18 protein-coding genes are annotated in these 18,022 nt (G+C 40.4%); 16 read left to right on the top strand and 2 right to left on the bottom strand.

Annotated features, from left to right (window positions below):
- Nucleotides 1-19 precede the first annotated feature (19 nt).
- From tsaE to hfq, 4 genes are all read left to right on the top strand, one after another.
- Nucleotides 20-496, top strand: a complete 477-nt coding sequence (gene tsaE / locus A3K93_RS07175; protein WP_067730252.1) for a tRNA (adenosine(37)-N6)-threonylcarbamoyltransferase complex ATPase subunit type 1 TsaE — start codon at nt 20-22, stop codon at nt 494-496.
- Nucleotides 489-2,438: a DNA mismatch repair endonuclease MutL gene (mutL, locus tag A3K93_RS07170; RefSeq protein ID WP_067730251.1), complete on the top strand. Its 1,950-nt coding sequence runs from the start codon at nt 489-491 to the stop codon at nt 2,436-2,438. The genes tsaE and mutL overlap by 8 nt, the downstream gene beginning before the upstream one ends.
- Before the next feature lie 6 nt (nt 2,439-2,444).
- A complete protein-coding gene (gene miaA / locus A3K93_RS07165; protein WP_067730248.1) occupies nt 2,445-3,389 on the top strand; it encodes a tRNA (adenosine(37)-N6)-dimethylallyltransferase MiaA in 945 nt (314 codons plus the stop codon).
- 92 nt (nt 3,390-3,481) lie between these two features.
- Nucleotides 3,482-3,985 (top strand): RNA chaperone Hfq, encoded by a 504-nt coding sequence (gene hfq / locus A3K93_RS07160; protein WP_067730243.1) that lies wholly within the window; start codon nt 3,482-3,484, stop codon nt 3,983-3,985.
- A 97-nt stretch (nt 3,986-4,082) separates the two neighbouring features.
- Here hfq and A3K93_RS07155 read toward each other — a convergent pair whose 3' ends face one another.
- Together A3K93_RS07155 and A3K93_RS07150 are read right to left on the bottom strand one after the other, a co-directional pair.
- The gene (locus tag A3K93_RS07155) at nt 4,083-5,390 is read right to left on the bottom strand and encodes a peptidylprolyl isomerase (protein ID WP_067730242.1); all 1,308 of its coding nucleotides are present in this window, start codon (nt 5,388-5,390) and stop codon (nt 4,083-4,085) included.
- A complete protein-coding gene (locus tag A3K93_RS07150; protein ID WP_067730241.1) occupies nt 5,390-7,828 on the bottom strand; it encodes an LPS-assembly protein LptD in 2,439 nt (812 codons plus the stop codon). Before A3K93_RS07150 ends, A3K93_RS07155 begins: the two co-directional genes overlap by 1 nt.
- 121 nt (nt 7,829-7,949) lie before the next feature.
- Between A3K93_RS07150 and A3K93_RS07145 the strand changes: the two genes are divergently transcribed.
- The 12 genes from A3K93_RS07145 to A3K93_RS07090 all read left to right on the top strand — a co-directional run bounded on the left by A3K93_RS07145 (nt 7,950) and on the right by A3K93_RS07090 (nt 18,018).
- A complete protein-coding gene (locus tag A3K93_RS07145) occupies nt 7,950-8,963 on the top strand; it encodes an aminoglycoside phosphotransferase family protein (protein WP_067730239.1) in 1,014 nt (337 codons plus the stop codon).
- Nucleotides 8,963-9,652, top strand: coding sequence for an N-acetylmuramate alpha-1-phosphate uridylyltransferase MurU (murU, locus tag A3K93_RS07140; protein WP_067730238.1), 690 nt, complete (start codon nt 8,963-8,965; stop codon nt 9,650-9,652). The genes A3K93_RS07145 and murU overlap by 1 nt, the downstream gene beginning before the upstream one ends.
- Before the next feature lie 85 nt (nt 9,653-9,737).
- On the top strand, nt 9,738-10,370 hold the full coding sequence (gene rsmG / locus A3K93_RS07135) for a 16S rRNA (guanine(527)-N(7))-methyltransferase RsmG (RefSeq protein ID WP_067730237.1): 633 nt from the start codon (nt 9,738-9,740) through the stop codon (nt 10,368-10,370).
- A gap of 26 nt (nt 10,371-10,396) precedes the next feature.
- On the top strand, nt 10,397-11,179 hold the full coding sequence (locus A3K93_RS07130) for a ParA family protein (protein ID WP_067730236.1): 783 nt from the start codon (nt 10,397-10,399) through the stop codon (nt 11,177-11,179).
- A complete protein-coding gene (locus A3K93_RS07125) occupies nt 11,176-12,063 on the top strand; it encodes a ParB/RepB/Spo0J family partition protein (protein WP_067730235.1) in 888 nt (295 codons plus the stop codon). Before A3K93_RS07130 ends, A3K93_RS07125 begins: the two co-directional genes overlap by 4 nt.
- Before the next feature lie 28 nt (nt 12,064-12,091).
- A complete protein-coding gene (locus A3K93_RS07120; RefSeq protein WP_067730232.1) occupies nt 12,092-12,721 on the top strand; it encodes a MotA/TolQ/ExbB proton channel family protein in 630 nt (209 codons plus the stop codon).
- A gap of 10 nt (nt 12,722-12,731) precedes the next feature.
- Nucleotides 12,732-13,157, top strand: a complete 426-nt coding sequence (locus A3K93_RS07115) for an ExbD/TolR family protein (protein ID WP_067730230.1) — start codon at nt 12,732-12,734, stop codon at nt 13,155-13,157.
- Nucleotides 13,154-14,881 carry a lipid A export permease/ATP-binding protein MsbA gene (gene msbA, locus A3K93_RS07110; RefSeq protein WP_067730224.1) on the top strand — a complete coding sequence of 576 codons (1,728 nt, stop codon included), beginning with the start codon at nt 13,154-13,156 and terminating at the stop codon, nt 14,879-14,881. The genes A3K93_RS07115 and msbA overlap by 4 nt, the downstream gene beginning before the upstream one ends.
- A 3-nt stretch (nt 14,882-14,884) precedes the next feature.
- Complete coding sequence (lpxK, locus tag A3K93_RS07105) at nt 14,885-15,886, top strand: tetraacyldisaccharide 4'-kinase (RefSeq protein WP_067730222.1); 1,002 nt, start codon at nt 14,885-14,887, stop codon at nt 15,884-15,886.
- Nucleotides 15,887-15,899: 13 nt separating this feature from the next.
- Nucleotides 15,900-16,661 carry a 3-deoxy-manno-octulosonate cytidylyltransferase gene (gene kdsB / locus A3K93_RS07100; RefSeq protein WP_067730221.1) on the top strand — a complete coding sequence of 254 codons (762 nt, stop codon included), beginning with the start codon at nt 15,900-15,902 and terminating at the stop codon, nt 16,659-16,661.
- 13 nt (nt 16,662-16,674) lie between these two features.
- Nucleotides 16,675-17,661: a DNA polymerase III subunit delta' gene (locus A3K93_RS07095; protein WP_067730219.1), complete on the top strand. Its 987-nt coding sequence runs from the start codon at nt 16,675-16,677 to the stop codon at nt 17,659-17,661.
- 15 nt (nt 17,662-17,676) lie between these two features.
- Nucleotides 17,677-18,018, top strand: a complete 342-nt coding sequence (locus A3K93_RS07090) for a PilZ domain-containing protein (protein WP_067730214.1) — start codon at nt 17,677-17,679, stop codon at nt 18,016-18,018.
- The last annotated feature ends 4 nt before the right edge of the window (nt 18,019-18,022 follow it).

Here is an 18,022-nt window from a genome sequence, read left to right as displayed (position 1 = left end):
GCATCACGTCGTGAGTCATATGTCTTATTCATTTAATATTACTTTAAACAATGAGGATGATACCCAAGCTTTAGCCCAAGTACTGGCGCAAAGTTTTAACACGGGTGTGGTCTATTTGATTGGTGATTTAGGTGCAGGCAAAACTACACTTACGCGTTATTACCTGCAAAATTTGGGACATCAAGGTGCGGTAAAAAGCCCAACCTATACCATTGTAGAACCTTATAATCTTAAAGGTCAGGACATTTTCCATTTCGATTTATACCGTTTAAACGACCCGTATGAACTCGAACTGATGGGTATTCGTGACTATCTTGAAACACCAAATGCTTTATTTTTGTTTGAATGGCCATCAAAAGGCGGTGAAGAAATTCCACAAGCTGATCTGATTATTGAAATTCTAAAATCAGAAGATGAGCTAACTCGTACAGCGACATTAACATCAAATAATGAAATATTAAAACAGGCTTTGGAGTCACATTACCCTCATGGTTAATGATTTAAGCGTACGCCGTATTCGTTCACTTGATCCTGCACTTGCAAACCAAATTGCTGCGGGTGAGGTGATTGAACGCCCTGCATCTGTAGTGAAAGAATTACTTGAAAATTCAATTGATGCGGGCGCCACTGAGCTGATTATTCGTATTGAGCAAGGCGGTAGTACCTTAATTGAAATTATTGACAATGGTCGCGGAATCCATCCCGAAGATTTATCTTTAGCAGTCATGCGTCATGCGACCAGCAAGATTCAAACTGCAGAAGAATTACACGCGATTACCAGTTTGGGTTTCCGCGGTGAAGCATTGGCGTCGATTGCAGCGGTATCACGGTTAACAATATCAAGTTCACAAGATGATGAAGGTGTCGGATATCAAGTTGAAGTTAATGGTACCGCATTTGATCATCAAGAAATTCAGGCAGTCGCGGCTGCAAAAGGGACAACCATTCGTGTGCAGGATTTGTTTTTCAATGTTCCAGCACGACGTAAATTCCTTAAAAAGCCGGGCACTGAGTTTGGTCATATTGAAGAAATTGTTCGCCGTTTAGCTTTGACGCATTTTGATATTCGTTTCGTTCTTGAACACAATGAATCGATCAAATTAAATTTACCTGTTGCCGATAGTGGTGCGCTACGTTTTCAACGTGTACAACAATTATTAGGTCGCCAGTTTACTGAAAATGCCTATTGGATTGATGCAGACAGTATCAGCATGCGACTGTCAGGTTGGCTTGGACATCCTTCGGATGCTCGATCACAAGCCGATTTACAATATGTGTATGTGAATGGTCGTATTGTTAAGGATAAAACCATCTCACATGCATTACGCATGGCTTATGATGGGATTTTGCATGGGCATCAACATCCTGCCTATTTATTGTTTTTGGAAGTCGATCCTGAAAATGTCGATGTTAATGTGCATCCGACTAAACATGAGATTCGTTTTTTAAATCAGCGTGAAGTCCACGAATTTGTCAGACATTTCGCAAAAGAAACGTTGTCGCAATTTCAAACTGCTTCAGCAGATCTTGCGGAAGCAATGAAAACAGATGTGAATGAGCCTGTGATTGTTCAGCCGCGCTATCAAGAGCAATTTAACTTACATCAAGCGGCAACACCTGTCTCAAATACAGCATCTCATCTTGCACCTAAGGTGGATGAATATATTGATGTGCTGACAGATTTCGAAAGTGCACGTCCACAAACTGTGCAATACGCGAAGGATTACACGCAAGCTGGCTCACAGCAACTAAATAGTGCTCTACAGAGCTATCTTGCACCACTGCGTCAGCCTGAGCCTATACAAACACCTGAACAGTCTTTCCAAGCGCACCTCAACGCTAAAGTAGATGAACACCCTTTGGGTATTGCCATTGCGCAGCTACACGGGATTTATATTCTTGCGCAAAATACTGAAGGTTTAATCATAGTTGATATGCATGCAGCCCATGAGCGGATTTTATTACAACAAATGAAAAATGCTTGGGATAAGCCTGATTTTTGGATATCACAGCAGTTGCTGATTCCAAAAGTTATTAATATCAGCCGTATGCAAGCAACACGGGTGGATGATTTAAAAGAACAGTTGGCACGACTAGGGCTTGAAATCGACCAATATGGCGATGATCAAGTGATTGTCCGTGGTGTTCCTGCCATTTTACATAAGGCAGATTTAGAAAAATTAGTACCTGAATTGCTCGATGATTTAGATCCAAACGATCAAGCACAAGCATTGCTACAAAAGCGTGACCAAATCCTTGCTGGAATGGCATGTCATGGTGCTGTACGTGCACACCGTATGCTGAGTCTGTCCGAGATGAATGCATTATTGCGTCAAATGGAACAAACCGAATTTGCCAGCCAATGTAACCATGGACGTCCAACCTGGCGTGCATTTCCATTGTCACAATTAGATAAACTTTTTGCTCGAGGAGAGTAGTTGTACATGTCAAATCAATTGCCGGTCATCAATTTAATGGGACCTACTGCAAGTGGTAAAACCGCTTTGGCATGTGAGCTTTATGAGCAAGGAAATTTTGAACTGATTTCAGTCGATTCTGCCCTGGTTTATCGTGAAATGGATATTGGTACTGCGAAGCCAAGCAAAGAAGAACTTATCCAATATCCGCATCATTTGATTGATATTATCAGTCCGCTAGAAGTGTATTCAGCGGCTAATTTTGTTGATGATGCGACACGTTTAATTGATGATATCCATGCACGTGGTAAAACCCCGATTTTAGTCGGTGGAACCATGCTGTATTTCAAAGCTTTATTAGAAGGGTTGGCAGATAATTTACCGAATGCAGATTATGCCATCCGAGCTGAAATTGAAGCCAAAGGCGAGCAGGAAGGATGGGAAGCGGTATACGCTGAATTATGTAAGGTCGATCCAGTTGCAGGGGCTAAGTTTAAAGTCAGCGATAAGCAACGCATTATACGTGCTTTAGAAGTATTTAAAGTCACAGGTCAACCGATTAGCAAGCTGCAAGCAGAACAACCTAAAAATTTACCATATCGTTACAGTTTTCATAATTATGCACTGATGCCTGATCGTGTAGAATTGCATAAGCGCATCGAAAAACGACTGGAAATTATGTGGAAAATCGGATTTTTGGATGAAGTAAAATCTTTAATGAAAAAATACGATTTTGATGAAAATTTACCTTCCATGCGTTCAGTTGGTTATCGCCAAGCGATAGATTTTCTAAAAAATAGTGACGGAAGTAGTGAAAAGCAACGTGAAATGGAGGACAAGGCACTCTTTGCAACACGACAACTTGCAAAACGTCAATATACGTGGTTAAGATCTTTGCAAGAAAAGCATAAATTTACTACATATTTAACCACTCAGCAGGCTCAAGAAGACTTGCGAAACTGTCACGGATAAAGCAAAATTTAGGGACTATCTTTTTTATAAATTTTAATTGAAAAATAAAGATAGTTTTTGCGCTGATTTTTTAAATTTTTTGGAGTTATAACATGTCTAAAGGTCAAACTTTACAAGATCCGTTCTTGAATTCTCTTCGTAAGGAACGTATTCCTGTTTCTATCTTCCTCGTTAACGGTATTAAATTACAAGGTCACATTGAATCTTTCGACCAATACGTTGTTTTATTAAAAAATACAGTAAGCCAAATGGTTTACAAACACGCGATTTCTACAGTTGTTCCTGCACGTAACCCACGTCCTGCTGGTGCGCCTGCTGGTCCTCAAGGTGCTGGCTTCGGCGGTCAACCTGCTGGCTTTGGCGGTCAACCTGGTTTTGGCGGTCAACCTGCTGGCTTCGGTGGTCAAGGTGGCTTCGGTGGTCAAGGTGGCTTCGGTGGTCAAGGTGGCTTCGGTGGTCAAGGTGGCTTCGGTGGTCAAGGTGGCTTCGGTGGTCAAGGTGGCTTCGGTGCACAAGGCGGCTTCGGTGGTCAAGGTGCTGGCTTTGATGGCGACGCAAAATTTGAAGATTCTTCAGAAGACGAAAACAATCGTTAATTGAATCGACAATAAAAAAACCTCTCATTTGAGAGGTTTTTTTATATCTATTATGTTTTAAAAAGAAACCAGCGCAAGGCTGGTTTCTTTTATGGTATTAGGATTTATTTTGTTTGCGATCCAGTTGTGGGTCTTTGATTTCCACAAAAGCATTATTACGTGTTTCACGTAACCAGCTATCTAACTCTGCATCAAACTGACGTTCACCTAGTAACTGACGTGCCATACGTTCTTGATATTCAGCTGTCATATCTTGATCACGGGTATCAGTGACTTGAAGGATGTGCCAGCCAAATTGTGTTTGGAATGGCTCACTGATTTGTCCTTTCGGTGTGCTTTTCATCACTGCTTCAAACTCAGGTACCATTACACCTGGACTTACCCAACCTAAGCTACCACTATCACGTGCTGAACCTGGATCATTAGAGAAGGTCGCAGCTAAAACTGCAAAGTCTTCACCATTTTTAAGACGGGTATGCAAGCTGTTAATCATCTGCTTAGCATTGTCTTGAGAAATCACTTCAGAAGGCTGAATCAAGATATGACGAGTTTGATATTGCGGCACGATGGCTTTTTTCTGAGTGCTCTTACGTTCTAAAAGTTTGAGTATATGCACGCCATCACGTGATTCGATCAGTTCAGAAGTCTGACCTTCTTGTAATGTAGTAATACGTGCCGCAAGCTCTGCTGGAACATCAGATAGGCTACGAGTGCCCATGTCTGCTGCATCGACTTGAACGCCATTTACACTGTATTTCTTACTAATGGCTTGAATGTCATTGCTATTTGAAAGTTCAGTTTTGACTTGATTGGCAACTTGATTGGCATTTTCACCAGCAACGCGTATATGTAAAACGTGAACTTGATTACCTACAAGCGCTTGACCTTGAGGGGTATTTAAAAAGTTCTTAACGTCTTGATCACTGATTTTAATCCGAGAGGTAACAACTTGCTGACGCAAACGATTAATCGCTAAATCTTCAGCAATACGTGCACGTAAGCCTGCATAAGTATTTGGCGCAATTTTATCAAGCTTTTGTTGGAAGGCTTCTAAAGAGTTTGAACCTGAATCCTTAGCAACTTTGAGTACTGCTTCGTTTAAGGCATTTTCATCAGGGCGGATGTTATAGCGTTTTACTTGCTCAAGTTGTGCTTCACGAATAATCAGTTGTTCTAAGGCTTGTTGCTCAATATATTGTTGAGGTGGAAGCTGTTTATTTGATTTTTCGAATTGATGTGTAATTTCTGCAATACTTTGCGTTAAGTCACTACGCAAAATAACGCTATTGTCGACAACGGCTACAACTTCATCTTTGGTTTCTGCAGCGAAAGTTGGTAAAGCTGTAGAAAGGCACAGCGCAAGTGCGGTCACTTTGAAAAATTGTTTTAACTGCATTGTCTTCATTAACGTTCAGTCCAAGTTTGATTAATATTATTAAAGCCTAAGATGCGATTTTCTAGTAATGATGTCAATTTATTGTTGAAGCCACCCAGACCTTTTAAGCTGACCTCTGCCATAATGGCACGTTTAGGTTTAACGTCTGGTGAATTTACATCATCTAAATCATTATAATAAGAGCGTCCGTAAACCGACACACCCCAACAGCATGATTCATAGTTCACACCGAGTAAGTATTCACGTGCGATGCTGTTGTCTAAATCATATTGTGCATGACCAATCAAACGCCAGTTATTATAAATTGGTTGAATGAATGAACCGACGATATGGTCATAACGATCTTGGCGGTTTGGAATATCTTTGCGGTAGAAGTAACCAACGTTATAAAGATTGCCTTGATCACCCGTGTAATACACTTGTATATCACGTTGTGCATTATTGCCACGTGATGTCCATGCCGAATTTAAATTAATATTAACGTTATTTGAGATTTGACTTGATACCTGAATCACAGGACCAGTCTTTGTTTCGCGGTCGAACTGATCTGCATCACTATTTAGGGTAACGCGTCGATCTGAGAAATAATAACTTTGACCAATGCTGGCACGTAAACGTTCTAGCCCAATGTCATCAAATAAACTATAGCTTAAACCGAGAGAAGCAAAATTATTGTCTTCAAGACGGTCATGGCCATAGAAACGGCGCGGACTAAATAGCTGGTCATAATTAATAGATGCAGTTGCTGAATCAAAGTTTGGCTGCATACTTTGGTCTTTATAACTTGAGTACGCATAGAATAGACGAGGGGTCAGAGTTTGTAAGAAATGACCTTGTTTTTCAAAGTTTAAACCCATGTCTAAAGTAAACTCAGGCACGACAATAGAGCGATTTTCATTGCTGGTATTGTCAATCGTATCCTGATCATAGAAAGTGTTTACATTACGCAGTGTTGCTTCAGGAATAAAGAACGACCATGGTGTGCGGTGGTTATAACGCACACTGAAATCATTATAAATACGGGTACCGCTTGGTTCATAAGTAGAACCTGGTTGTAAATTCAGCGCATCGATATCTTTTTTGAAGTAAGCCGTATCGTTATTAAATTCGTACTGGAAGCCGAGCGGGTTACCGACTTTGTAGTTTAGTAAAAATTGTGGCAAACGTGCATAAGGACGCTTTTCAACCGATACAGTTGGGTCAAGTGTTTGGAAGTCTTCAACTCTTAATTGCGCTTTTAAACCTGGAATCCCATTTTTATAATTGAGTTCCCATGCACGGCGTAAGTTAAGGTCAGTCTTGGAGTTTGGATTATTGTCTAAATCAACAAAGTAATCTTTATCTGAGGCGTAGTTGTATTCTAAATTGGTCGAGAATTGGTCATTGATTTGCCAGTTATGTAAATAACGTAAGCTCTTACGATCTTCATCATTGTAGTCTTTGTCAGAAGCTAAATATCCGCCTGAAACAATACCAGCACCAAAGTTGGTTAAATAACGAAATTCACCTTCCAGCATTAAGCCACGATCCGCTAAATAACGCGGTGTAATGGTGGCATCATAATTAGGTGCAAGATTAAGATAAACTGGTACACCGAGTTCAACACCACCATCATTGGTAAAACCAAAACTTGGCGTCAAGACACCTGTAGTGCGTCGATCATCAATAGGAAAATTGAAATACGGAACTGCAAGAACAGGCACATCTTTTACATAAAGTTTAGTGTTACGTGTTTCACCACGACCTGTATCTTGATTCAGCTTGATTTCATCTGCCTGAATTTTCCAACCTGGTTTTTGTTCAGGCGGACAGGTGGTATAGGTCGCTTTTTGCAAATTAATTGTATTGTTTGCAGACTTAATAATTTTCTCAGCGCGACCATGCGCATGTTGTTGTTCTGCAATAAAGAAGCTATTTGAAAGATCGCCTTCTTGGGTCTTTAAATTATAGTTAATATCATCACTTTGAGAAATTAAACCGCCTTGAGCGAGTTGCACACGACCTTCGGCTTTGGCGTAAGTCTGAGTTTGATCGATAGTAATTTTATCTGCACGGATTTGACGACCAGGCTGCTCTAAAATGACATTACCTTCGAGGTAAGAATCGCCTTTAGGGTCAAACAAACCATAATCTGCTGTAACTGTTGAAGTAGCTTCATTCGGATCAATTGTTTCAGTGGTTGGCGGAATTGGTGTAATCCACGCACCTTGGCAAAAAGCTGAACTTAAATATTGATCCTGACGTTGCTGTGCTTCAGGCGCAGATTTATCGACATAATACTGTGAAAAGAATTGTTCGCCTGGATAGGTCTCATTAATACTATTTTTTATATTTTCTGCATTGGCATTTGATGATTGGTCAGAAGCCGCATAGCCAGATACCGAGCTACCGCAGAGTAGGGTAAAGATTGCAGTCGCTAAAGGATGAAATTTAAACTGATGCTTCATTTTGTCTCATTAACCAATCATGCTTAATCGCAATTAATTATTGTCGCATCATAGAGAAAAAGTTGATAAGTAGCTACACTTACACCTTTAAAAACTAAGCCTGTATTAGAATTTATTGCAAATGAATACACAACGTGAACAATTGATACAAACATGGGTTGCATCTGTACTTGAGTCAGATCAATTTGAAATTTCTTTCTTAGCAGGCGATGCGAGTTTCCGTCGTTATGCACGAATCAAACTGAATAATAAAACATTTATGCTCATGGATGCACCTCCAGAAAAAGAAGATTGTGTGCCTTTTGTGACGATTGATGAGTTTTTTCATCAGCACGGTGTGCGTGTGCCTGAAATTGTGGCTAAAGATTTAGAAAATGGCTTTTTATTGCTCGAAGATTTTGGTGATGTGCTGTTATCTACTTTATTAAATGATGACACGGTCGATGCCTATTATGAGCAAAGTTTTAAACAATTGATTCAGTTGCAATCTATTTCAGGTGAAGAACATTTTCCAGCCTATAGCTACGAAAAATTAATTTCGGAAATGGAGCTTTTAACAGATTGGATGTTACCTGCGTTAAAGATTGTTCCAACAGAAGATGAAGCAGCATTGATTAAGCGTACATTTGCCATTTTAGCCAATACCGCACTTGCTCAGCCGCAAGTCATTGTGCATCGTGACTTCCATAGCCGTAACTTAATGAAAGTAGGTGATGACACTGAACTTGGCGTGATTGATTTTCAGGATGCTGTGATTGGTGCAGATACGTATGACTTGATTTCGATTACCCGTGATGCCTACGTGCAATGGAATGCTGACCGTGTTTATAGATGGTTTGAAACCTTCTATAACTTACTTCCTGCATCAACGAAAGTAGATCGTGATCTTGACCAATTTAAAAAAGATGCCGATATGATGGCGATTCAACGTCATATCAAAATTTTAGGTATTTTTGTGCGTCTGTTTGAACGTGACGGTAAATCAGGCTACTTAAAAGATCTTCCACGTGTGATGTGGTATTTGCTTGAAGAGACTCAAGGCTATACTGAACTCGATGCCTTCATGCAGTTTATCCGTGTGCGTGTACTGCCAGCGTTTGAAGCAAAATATGGTACATATGAGGTTGTTGCTTAATGAAAGCGATGATTTTAGCTGCAGGCTTGGGCAATCGTATGCGTCCACTAACTTTGCATACACCAAAACCTTTGCTTGAAGTAGGCGAGAAGCCCTTAATTGTTTGGCATATTGAAAAACTTGCTGCCATTGGTATTCAAGAAATTGTGATTAATACCGCGTGGTTGGGCGAAAAACTCGCGACAGCGCTCGGTGATGGTTCACAGTTTGGCATCAAAATTTTATGGTCGCATGAAGGTGAAGGCTTAGAAACAGCAGGTGGCATTATTAATGCCTTACCATTATTGGGTGATGAGCCTTTTATTTTGGTCAATGGTGATGTGTGGACCACCATGGATTTTGCACCATTATTGGATGTGAAACTCGGTGAAAATCTTGCGCATTTGGTTTTAGTCGATAATCCAACACAACATCCAAATGGTGACTTTACCCTTGCCAATGGTCAGGCATTTACCTTTGAGCAAAATATCGAAGGTGAAGACTTAACGTTTAGTGGTATCTCTGTGATTCACCCTAGAATGTTTGCAGGTTTAGAAGCAGGAAAGCGTCCATTAGCACCGTTACTTAAACAAGCCATGCTAGATGAAAAAATTGCTGCATCTAAGCTGCTTGGTGCTTGGGTGGATGTAGGTACGCCAGAGCGCTTAAGCGTATTAGACACTGAAATTCGCGCTGGGAAGTATGCTTAACTGAATATTCACTAAGCACTCCCTACTGTGACAATATAGAGAAAACGGTATACTTCCACCTAATTTAATCGAGCGTTGATTGTTTATGCATACTTTTTTTAATGAACTGAAGCAGGGTAGCCAAGCCTTAGGTTTGCAGCTCAGTGATGAAGCTTTAAATTTATTATTGAAGTATCAAGATGCTTTGGTACTTTGGAATAAGGCATACAATTTAACTGCGATCCGTGATCCAAAAGAAATGCTGGTGAAACATCTTTTAGATAGTTTGAGTATTTTAAAGGATTTGCCACAAGGTCGCTTGCTTGATATCGGTACAGGTGGTGGTATGCCGGGCATGATCATTGCATTATGTCAGCCAGAGCGCCAATGTGTACTTCTCGATTCAAACGGTAAAAAGATTCGTTTCTTGAAGCAGTTTATTGCTGATTTAAAACTACAAAATGTGATTGCAGTGCAAACCCGTGTCGAAAATGAAGACAGTATCAATGAACTGGGTCAATTTGACGTGATTACCAGTCGTGCATTTGCATCATTGACTGACTTTATTGCAGCGTCTAAACCGTATATGCATGACAATACGATTATTGCATCAATGAAGGGCTTAATTCCTGATGATGAAGTCGAAGCGCACAAAAATGAATTTAGCTGTGACATTATTGAACTTAAAGTTCCGCGCTTAGACGAACAACGTCATTTACTTTTATTAAAACGAATTTAAGATTTTTCAAAGGAATTGGGGTCAACATGGCACAAATTATTGCGATCGCCAACCAAAAAGGTGGCGTCGGTAAAACTACGACCGCGGTAAATTTGGCGGCATCATTAGCTGTGTTAAAAAAGCGCGTATTACTAGTCGATATGGATTCGCAGGGTAATGCCACGATGGGATCTGGCATACAAAAGAATGATCTTTTGTATTCGGTGACGGATGTTTTACTGGGTGAAGTCCCGATTGAGACAGCGATTTTAAAAGCTGAAGTCGGCTATAAAGTTCTTGGTGCCAATCGTGATTTAGCTGGAGTTGAATTGGCCATTGCCGAGCAACCGGGGCGCGAATTTATTCTGCGTGAAGCATTGCAAGAAATTGAAAATGCTTTTGACTATATTATTGTTGACTGCGCACCGAGCTTAAGCTTGATTACGGTGAATGCTTTGGCAGCGGTTGATGGTGTACTTATTCCAATGCAATGCGAATATTATGCGCTTGAAGGTTTAGCAGATTTGACTCAAACCATTGACCGTATTCAACAAGCACTTAATCCAGATTTACAGATTGTGGGTGTGCTACGTACCATGTATGACGCGCGTAATGCATTAACACGTGATGTCTCTGAAGAATTACAACAGTACTTTGGCAAAAAGCTATACGACACGGTGATTCCACGTAACATTCGTTTGGCGGAAGCGCCTGCGCATGGCTTACCAGTGATTTATTTTGAAAAAAGTTCAAAGGGTGCAGTTGCTTACTTAAACTTAGCAGCTGAAATGTTAAAAAAAAGCAAAGTGAAAAAAGGAAGTAAAGCATGACCGTGAAGAAACGTGGACTCGCAAAAGGTCGTGGTTTAGATGCCTTATTGGGCTCCATTCAAAAAGAAAAATTACAACTTGAAGCACAAGGTCTAGATCATGGCCAGCTAAAACAAATTGATGTTAACTTGCTAAAACGTGGTGAATATCAACCGCGTCGTTATATCAATGAGCAAGATTTACAAGAATTAGCTGCGTCTATTGAAAAGCACGGCATTATGCAGCCGATTGTGATTCGTCCAGTTGATGATGAACGCTTTCCTTATGAAATTATTGCGGGTGAACGACGCTGGCGTGCGGCTCAACTTGCGGGTTTGACTCAAGTTCCTGCCATTGTGCGCGAGCTTCAAGACCAAGTTGCTATTGCATTGGCATTGATTGAAAACATTCAACGTCAGGATTTAAATCCAATCGATCAGGCCATGGCATTACAACGCTTCCATGAAGAGTTTGGTTTAAGTCATCAGGAAATTGCCGACACCGTAGGTAAAGCCCGTACAACGGTGAGTAACTTATTGCGTTTATTAACGCTTGCAGAACCCGTCAAAGACTTTATGCAACAAGGTCTTTTAGATATGGGGCATGCACGTGCAATATTGACACTTAAAGCCAAAGATCAGTTGAAAGTGGCAGAGCATGTCATTGAGAAAAGTTTATCGGTCCGTCAAACAGAGCAGCTTGTTCGCGACTATGCTGCACCGAAAGCTGAAAAACCCAAAACGGTCATTGCGCCTGATATTCAACAATTAACACAACGTCTTTCTGAGCGTTTTAGTGCTGATGTGAAAATTGACTATAACAAACAAGGTAAAGGAAAACTTGTGATTAGTTATAGCTCATTAGATGAATTGGATGGTATTTTAAGCATCTTAGGCGATGAATAAATTATAAAAATGATTTGGGGATAAACAGATGTGGGAACTGGTTAAAGCGGGTGGCTGGCTTATGCTGCCTTTGGTGCTGTGTTCTATTTTTATGGTGGCGATTGCGATTGAACGCTTTATCCGCTTGAAAAGAAATCTCGTCATCCCCAATATTCTTCTGATTCATCCTGAGCAAAAGGCTGAACAAGCGATTGAAAAGTTGTCACAAAGCGCAGCACTGCAAAAAAGTGCTTTAGGACGTATTTTTCAGGCGGGTTTTAATAGTCGATTGCAAACTGAACAATATGCACGTGCTCAAATGGAAGTCGTGGCTTCACAGGAAATTGGCTATTTGGAAAAAAATATCAATTTTTTGGGAACACTCAGTGCAGTTGCGCCTTTGCTTGGTTTGCTGGGCACGGTCATGGGTATTATCGAATCATTTTTGATGATGGATATGGGTAATACCGATGCCGCGATGATGATGCCGGGGATCTCTAAAGCCTTGATTACCACGGCGGCAGGGATGTTGATTGCGATTCCTGCATTATTTGCCTATCGATATTTTCAACGTTTGGTTCAGGAATATATTGCGGAGTTAGAGCAACAATCGACATTATTCCATGCTGATTTGTTCTATCTTCAAGCTCCAGATCTAGATATCTCAAAAGCAAGCTAGGAGGCGAATAATGAAGTTCAAACGCCGCCAAGTTGAAGATATTCACATTAACTTAACGCCAATGATTGACTGTCTTTTGTTTATCTTGGTGTTTTTGTTATTGTCGACCACTTTTAATCAGTTTAGCCGTCTTAATCTCACCTTGCCAGATGCGCAAGGTGTGCCACCTAAAGAGTTTGATCAAAAAATTGAAGTTGTAGTGGATGGCAATGGGCATTATGCAGTGAATGGTCAATCTATTGCGAGTAAAGAAGTGGCTGACTTGAATACCGCAATTAAACAGATTTCTCAGGATCGACGTGATTTAATGTTTGTGATTGCCGCTGACGCGAAGGCAACACATCAAGATGTGATTCGCGTTATGGACGTTGCAGGGCAATTGGGTTTTGTGAACGTCAATATCAGTACGAAAGTACCTACTAGAGGTTATGAGTGAAGCACGATTTTAAGGTCTACCTACGCCTATTAAACTATTTAAAGTCATTTTGGGGTGTAGGCTTATTGGTGGTTGTTGGTTTTGCACTCAATGCGGCGACAGAAGTCTCTGTCGCGACATTACTGAAAAAAATCATTGATGCCATTCAACATAAAGATCAAGGTTTTACCACACTATTTCCTCTATTTGTTGTGCTGTTGATGTTTGTCCGTGGCCTTGGTCTATTTATGGGTGGATATTTTACTGCGGTCATTTCTCGTAATTTGATTTTTAATATCCGTCAGGAAGTTTTTAATAAATTAATGCGCTTGCCGTCGCAATATTATTTGGATAATTCGAGCGGTCATATCACAGCTAAAATCTTATATAACGTTGAACAGTTAACGGCGGCTTCGACTGAGTCTCTTCGAACTATTTTGCAACAAGGTACAATTACCTTAGCGTTGTTAGGGTATTTGTTTTATACCAACTGGCGTCTGACATTAATTATCTTTATTTTTGGTCCACTGATCGGTTTAATTATCCGTAAAGCCTCAAAACGTATGCGTAAATTATCTTCTCAAGTGCAGGACACGATGGGAGATGTTAACCATGTTGTGCAAGAGATGGTGAACGGTAATATGGTGGTGAAAGGCTTTGGTGGTCAGGCCTATGAGCAAAAACGTTTCTATGATAGCTCAATGGAAAACTTGCGCCGTGGTCTAAAAATGGTGGTGGTACAGCAGCTCAATAGTCCTGTTATTCAGCTGATTATGTCAATTGCCCTTAGTATCATTATGTATATCGCTTTGCAGCCACAAATTTTGCAGGACATTTCTGCAGGTGAATTTGTTTCTTATATTACTGCGGCAGGTATGTTAGCAAAACCAATCCGTTCATTGACTGATGTGAATGAAAAAATTCAGCGGGGTATGGCGGCAGCCTATTCAGTCTTTGAACTGTTGGATATGAAAGAAGAAAAAAATACCGGAACTATCAACGATAAAATCAAAGGCAATATTGAGTTAAAACATGCAGATTTAGTCTATGCGGATGGTTTTCATGCGATTCATGATTTTAATTTAAAGGTGAAGCAAGGTGAGACCGTAGCACTCGTAGGGCGTTCAGGTGCGGGTAAAACATCTCTAGTAAATCTACTAGTACGTTACCAAGAATTAACTTCGGGTGAAATTCTAATTGATGGTAAAAATATTGAAGAATTTGAGCTTAATGCATTAAGAACTCAGATTTCAATGGTCAATCAGCAAGTGGTATTGTTTAACCGTACCGTACGTGAAAATATTGCTTATGGTCAGCTTGAAGGTGCAACTGACGATGAAATTATTGCGGCAGCAAAAGCCGCTTATGCACATGATTTTATTATGGCTTTACCGCAAGGTTATGACACACCACTTGGTGCGCAGGGCTTAAACTTATCTGGTGGTCAGCGTCAACGTATCGCGATTGCTCGTGCGATTTTGAAAAATGCACCCATTTTAATTTTAGATGAAGCCACCAGTGCTTTAGATAATGAATCAGAATACTTCATTCAACAAGCATTTGATCAAGCGATGATTGGGCGTACTACAATCGTGATTGCACATCGATTATCGACCATTGAAAATGCTGATCGTATTGTGGTGATGGATCAAGGTCGTATTATTGAGCAAGGTTCACACCAAGAATTATTGGCGAAGCAAGGTGCATACTATCAATTGCATCAACGTAACTTCGAGGAACACTAATTCATGTCTTTAGCACAAGTGATTCAGGATGCTTGGAATAAGCAGGCAAAGTGGTTGGTTGTGCTACGTCCGCTGTCTTGTCTGTATAAAGTGGGTTTTGATTTCAATAAATCACTTTATGCCAAAGGGATTAAATCGAGTTATACAGCACCGATTCCTGTATTGGTGATTGGGAATATCACCGTTGGTGGAAGTGGTAAGACACCACTGCTTATTCAACTAGTCAATCATCTTAAAGAACGTAATGTACGTGTAGGGGTGATTAGTCGAGGTTATGGTGGCAAAGGACCATTTCCAGCTTATGTCGATGTAATCCCACATCCCGAAGTTGTGGGTGATGAGCCTGCATTAATCGTCCAATCGACACAAGTGCCAATGGCAGTCGGTCCTAATCGTCAGCAAAGTATTGAGTTATTGCTTGAGAAGCATGAGCTAGATCTAATTATTTGTGATGATGGATTGCAGCACTGGGCTTTAAACCGTCAGATTGAGTGGATTGTTTTAGATAATAATCGTGGGTTAGGTAATCAAAAATTATTGCCTGAAGGTTATTTGCGTGAGTCACCGCAACGTTTACAAGATGCCACTGTAATTGAGCATGCATCTCAAGCAGATTCTGCCTTGAATATGCATCTAGCACCAAGCCAGCCATATTTACTCAGTGCGAGTGCTGAACAATATTTTAATCCTCAGCAAAGTTTTTATGCAGTTGTGGGTATTGGTTTTCCGCAGCGTTTTTATCAAACATTGCAGGACATTGGTGTGAATGCTTTTCAAGCACACGAATTCCCTGATCATCATGATTACACAATTGAAGACTTACATTTTGAAGATGCCAGTCCAATTATTACTACTGAAAAAGATGCAGTAAAAATTGCTGTGCTCTTGCAAAAATATCCAGATTATCAGCGCGAAATATGGGTAGTTCCTGTAGAAGCAGTGCTTTCCGATGCTTGTTATGACGTGCTGCATCAGCAGTTACAACAACACGGTATTCAAATTTAAAAAGGTTGTTCATATGAAACATATTGTCATTCCTGCACGTTTCGCAAGTTCACGTTTGCCGGGTAAGCCATTACTTGAAATTCATGGTCGTCCGATGATTTTACGTGTGGTGGATCAGGCCAAGAAGGTTCAAGGATTTGATGATCTATGTGTAGCAACCGATGATGAACGTATTGCTGAAGTTTGCCGATCTGATGGTGTAGATGTTGTCATTACATCAAAAGATCATCCATCTGGTACGGATCGTCTAAGCGAAGTTGCACGAATCAAAGGTTGGGCGAGTGACGATATTATTGTCAACGTTCAGGGTGATGAGCCATTACTCCCAGCTTTATTGGTGAAACAAGTGGCACAGCTGCTTGAAGATCATCCTGAATCATCGATGTCGACATTATGCGAACCAATCCATTCACTTGAAGAGTTTCAACGTGACAGTATCGTTAAAGTTGTGATGTCTAAACATCATCAAGCGCTGTATTTTAGTCGTGCAACAATTCCATATGACCGCGATGGGGCTAAGCAAGCTGAACAACACTTGCATGATCAGGCATATCGCCATTTAGGTTTATACGCTTACCGTGTGAAATTACTTCAAGAATATGTGACTTGGGATATGGGGGTGCTTGAAAAGCTGGAATCCCTAGAGCAATTACGCGTCTTGGAAAATGGTCATCGTATCGCGATTGCAGTTGCTGAGGCGAACTTACCACCCGGTGTCGACACACAAGCAGACTTAGATCGTTTAAATCAAATGGATGCCTCTGCATTCGCTTAAATGAGAAGAAAACATGCCTTTTGATGTCGAAGCACAAGTTTACCCATGGCAAGAGCAAGTCTGGAATACGCTGACAGAGCGTTTTCCAAAGCTGGGTCATGGTTTACTTTTTTATGGAAAAAAAGGCTGTGGTAAAGAAGCTTTTACTCAGAAGTTTTTAGCGTGGGTGCTTTGTCAAAATCGGCATGAAAACAATCAGCCCTGTGGTGAATGTGGCAGTTGTTTATGGCTAAAAGCAGATACACATCCCAACTATGTACACATCACCACAGATGATGAAAATAAAAAACAAAATGCCAAAATCAAAATTGAGAAAATTCGTGATTTACAGCCTTTTGTTCAGCAAACGGGTGATGGCTGGCGTGTAATTGTGATTGAGCCTGCTGAAGCACTGAATATTGCATCTTCAAATGCACTATTAAAGACTTTAGAAGAGCCGGGTGAAAATATAGTTATTATTTTGCTTGCAGATCACTATCTAAAATTACCTGCAACGATTCGTAGTCGTTTACAGCATTTTGCTATGGATCGAATTTCTCCAGCACAAGCATCGGCATATTTGCAGCAACATTTGCCTGATGCGGGTACAACGCAGCAACAATTGTTGCTGAATTTGTCCAATCAGATGCCTTTGCAGGCGCTTGAGGTTGCACAAAGTGCATGGCTGCCACAGCGTCAGGACTTTGTTCAAGATTGGAAAAAGCTTGTCATCGACAAAAATATGCCGATACAAACCGCAACCAAATGGAATAAAATTTTAAGCTTTTCTGATTTTAGTCAGATGTTTGAGTACTTGTTGTCTGATTTAATTTGTGTCAAGCTCAATCAAACTGTAAAGAATATTGATATCAACTGCGAAGAATTGGCTGAACAATATTCACTTGAGCAATTATTTAATTTGTATCAAGATTTTCAAAAAACAAAACAATATTTAGCACAGAACGTTCAATCGAATTTAGTACTTGATGAATTATGTATTAAATTAATGAATGTCTCTTAAAGTAAGGAGAAGGGGATGCAACCACGTATGGGCGGTATTATTCAGGCGAATATTCCTGATGTTGAAACCTTGTTTGCAAGCTATATGCCATATGTCGTAGGCGGTGGATTATTTATTCCTTCAAAACAGGCCGTTAAATTGGGCGAAGAAGTTTTCGTGCTCACCACATTGCCTGAACAATCACAAAAAATTCCTTTAACAGGTAAAGTGATTTGGGTCTCACAAAAACAAAATGGCATTAAACCCCAAGGTTTTGGTATTCAATTGACCGGTGAAAAAGGCGTTTATTTCAAAAATGAAGCAGAACGTTTAGTTGCAGGCCTTAAATCTGATGGGCGTAAAAGTTACACTATGTAGTTCT

The organism is Acinetobacter sp. NCu2D-2 (assembly GCF_001647675.1).
Lineage (GTDB): Bacteria > Pseudomonadota > Gammaproteobacteria > Pseudomonadales > Moraxellaceae > Acinetobacter.
This window is presented reverse-complemented; position numbering and strand designations above follow the sequence as displayed.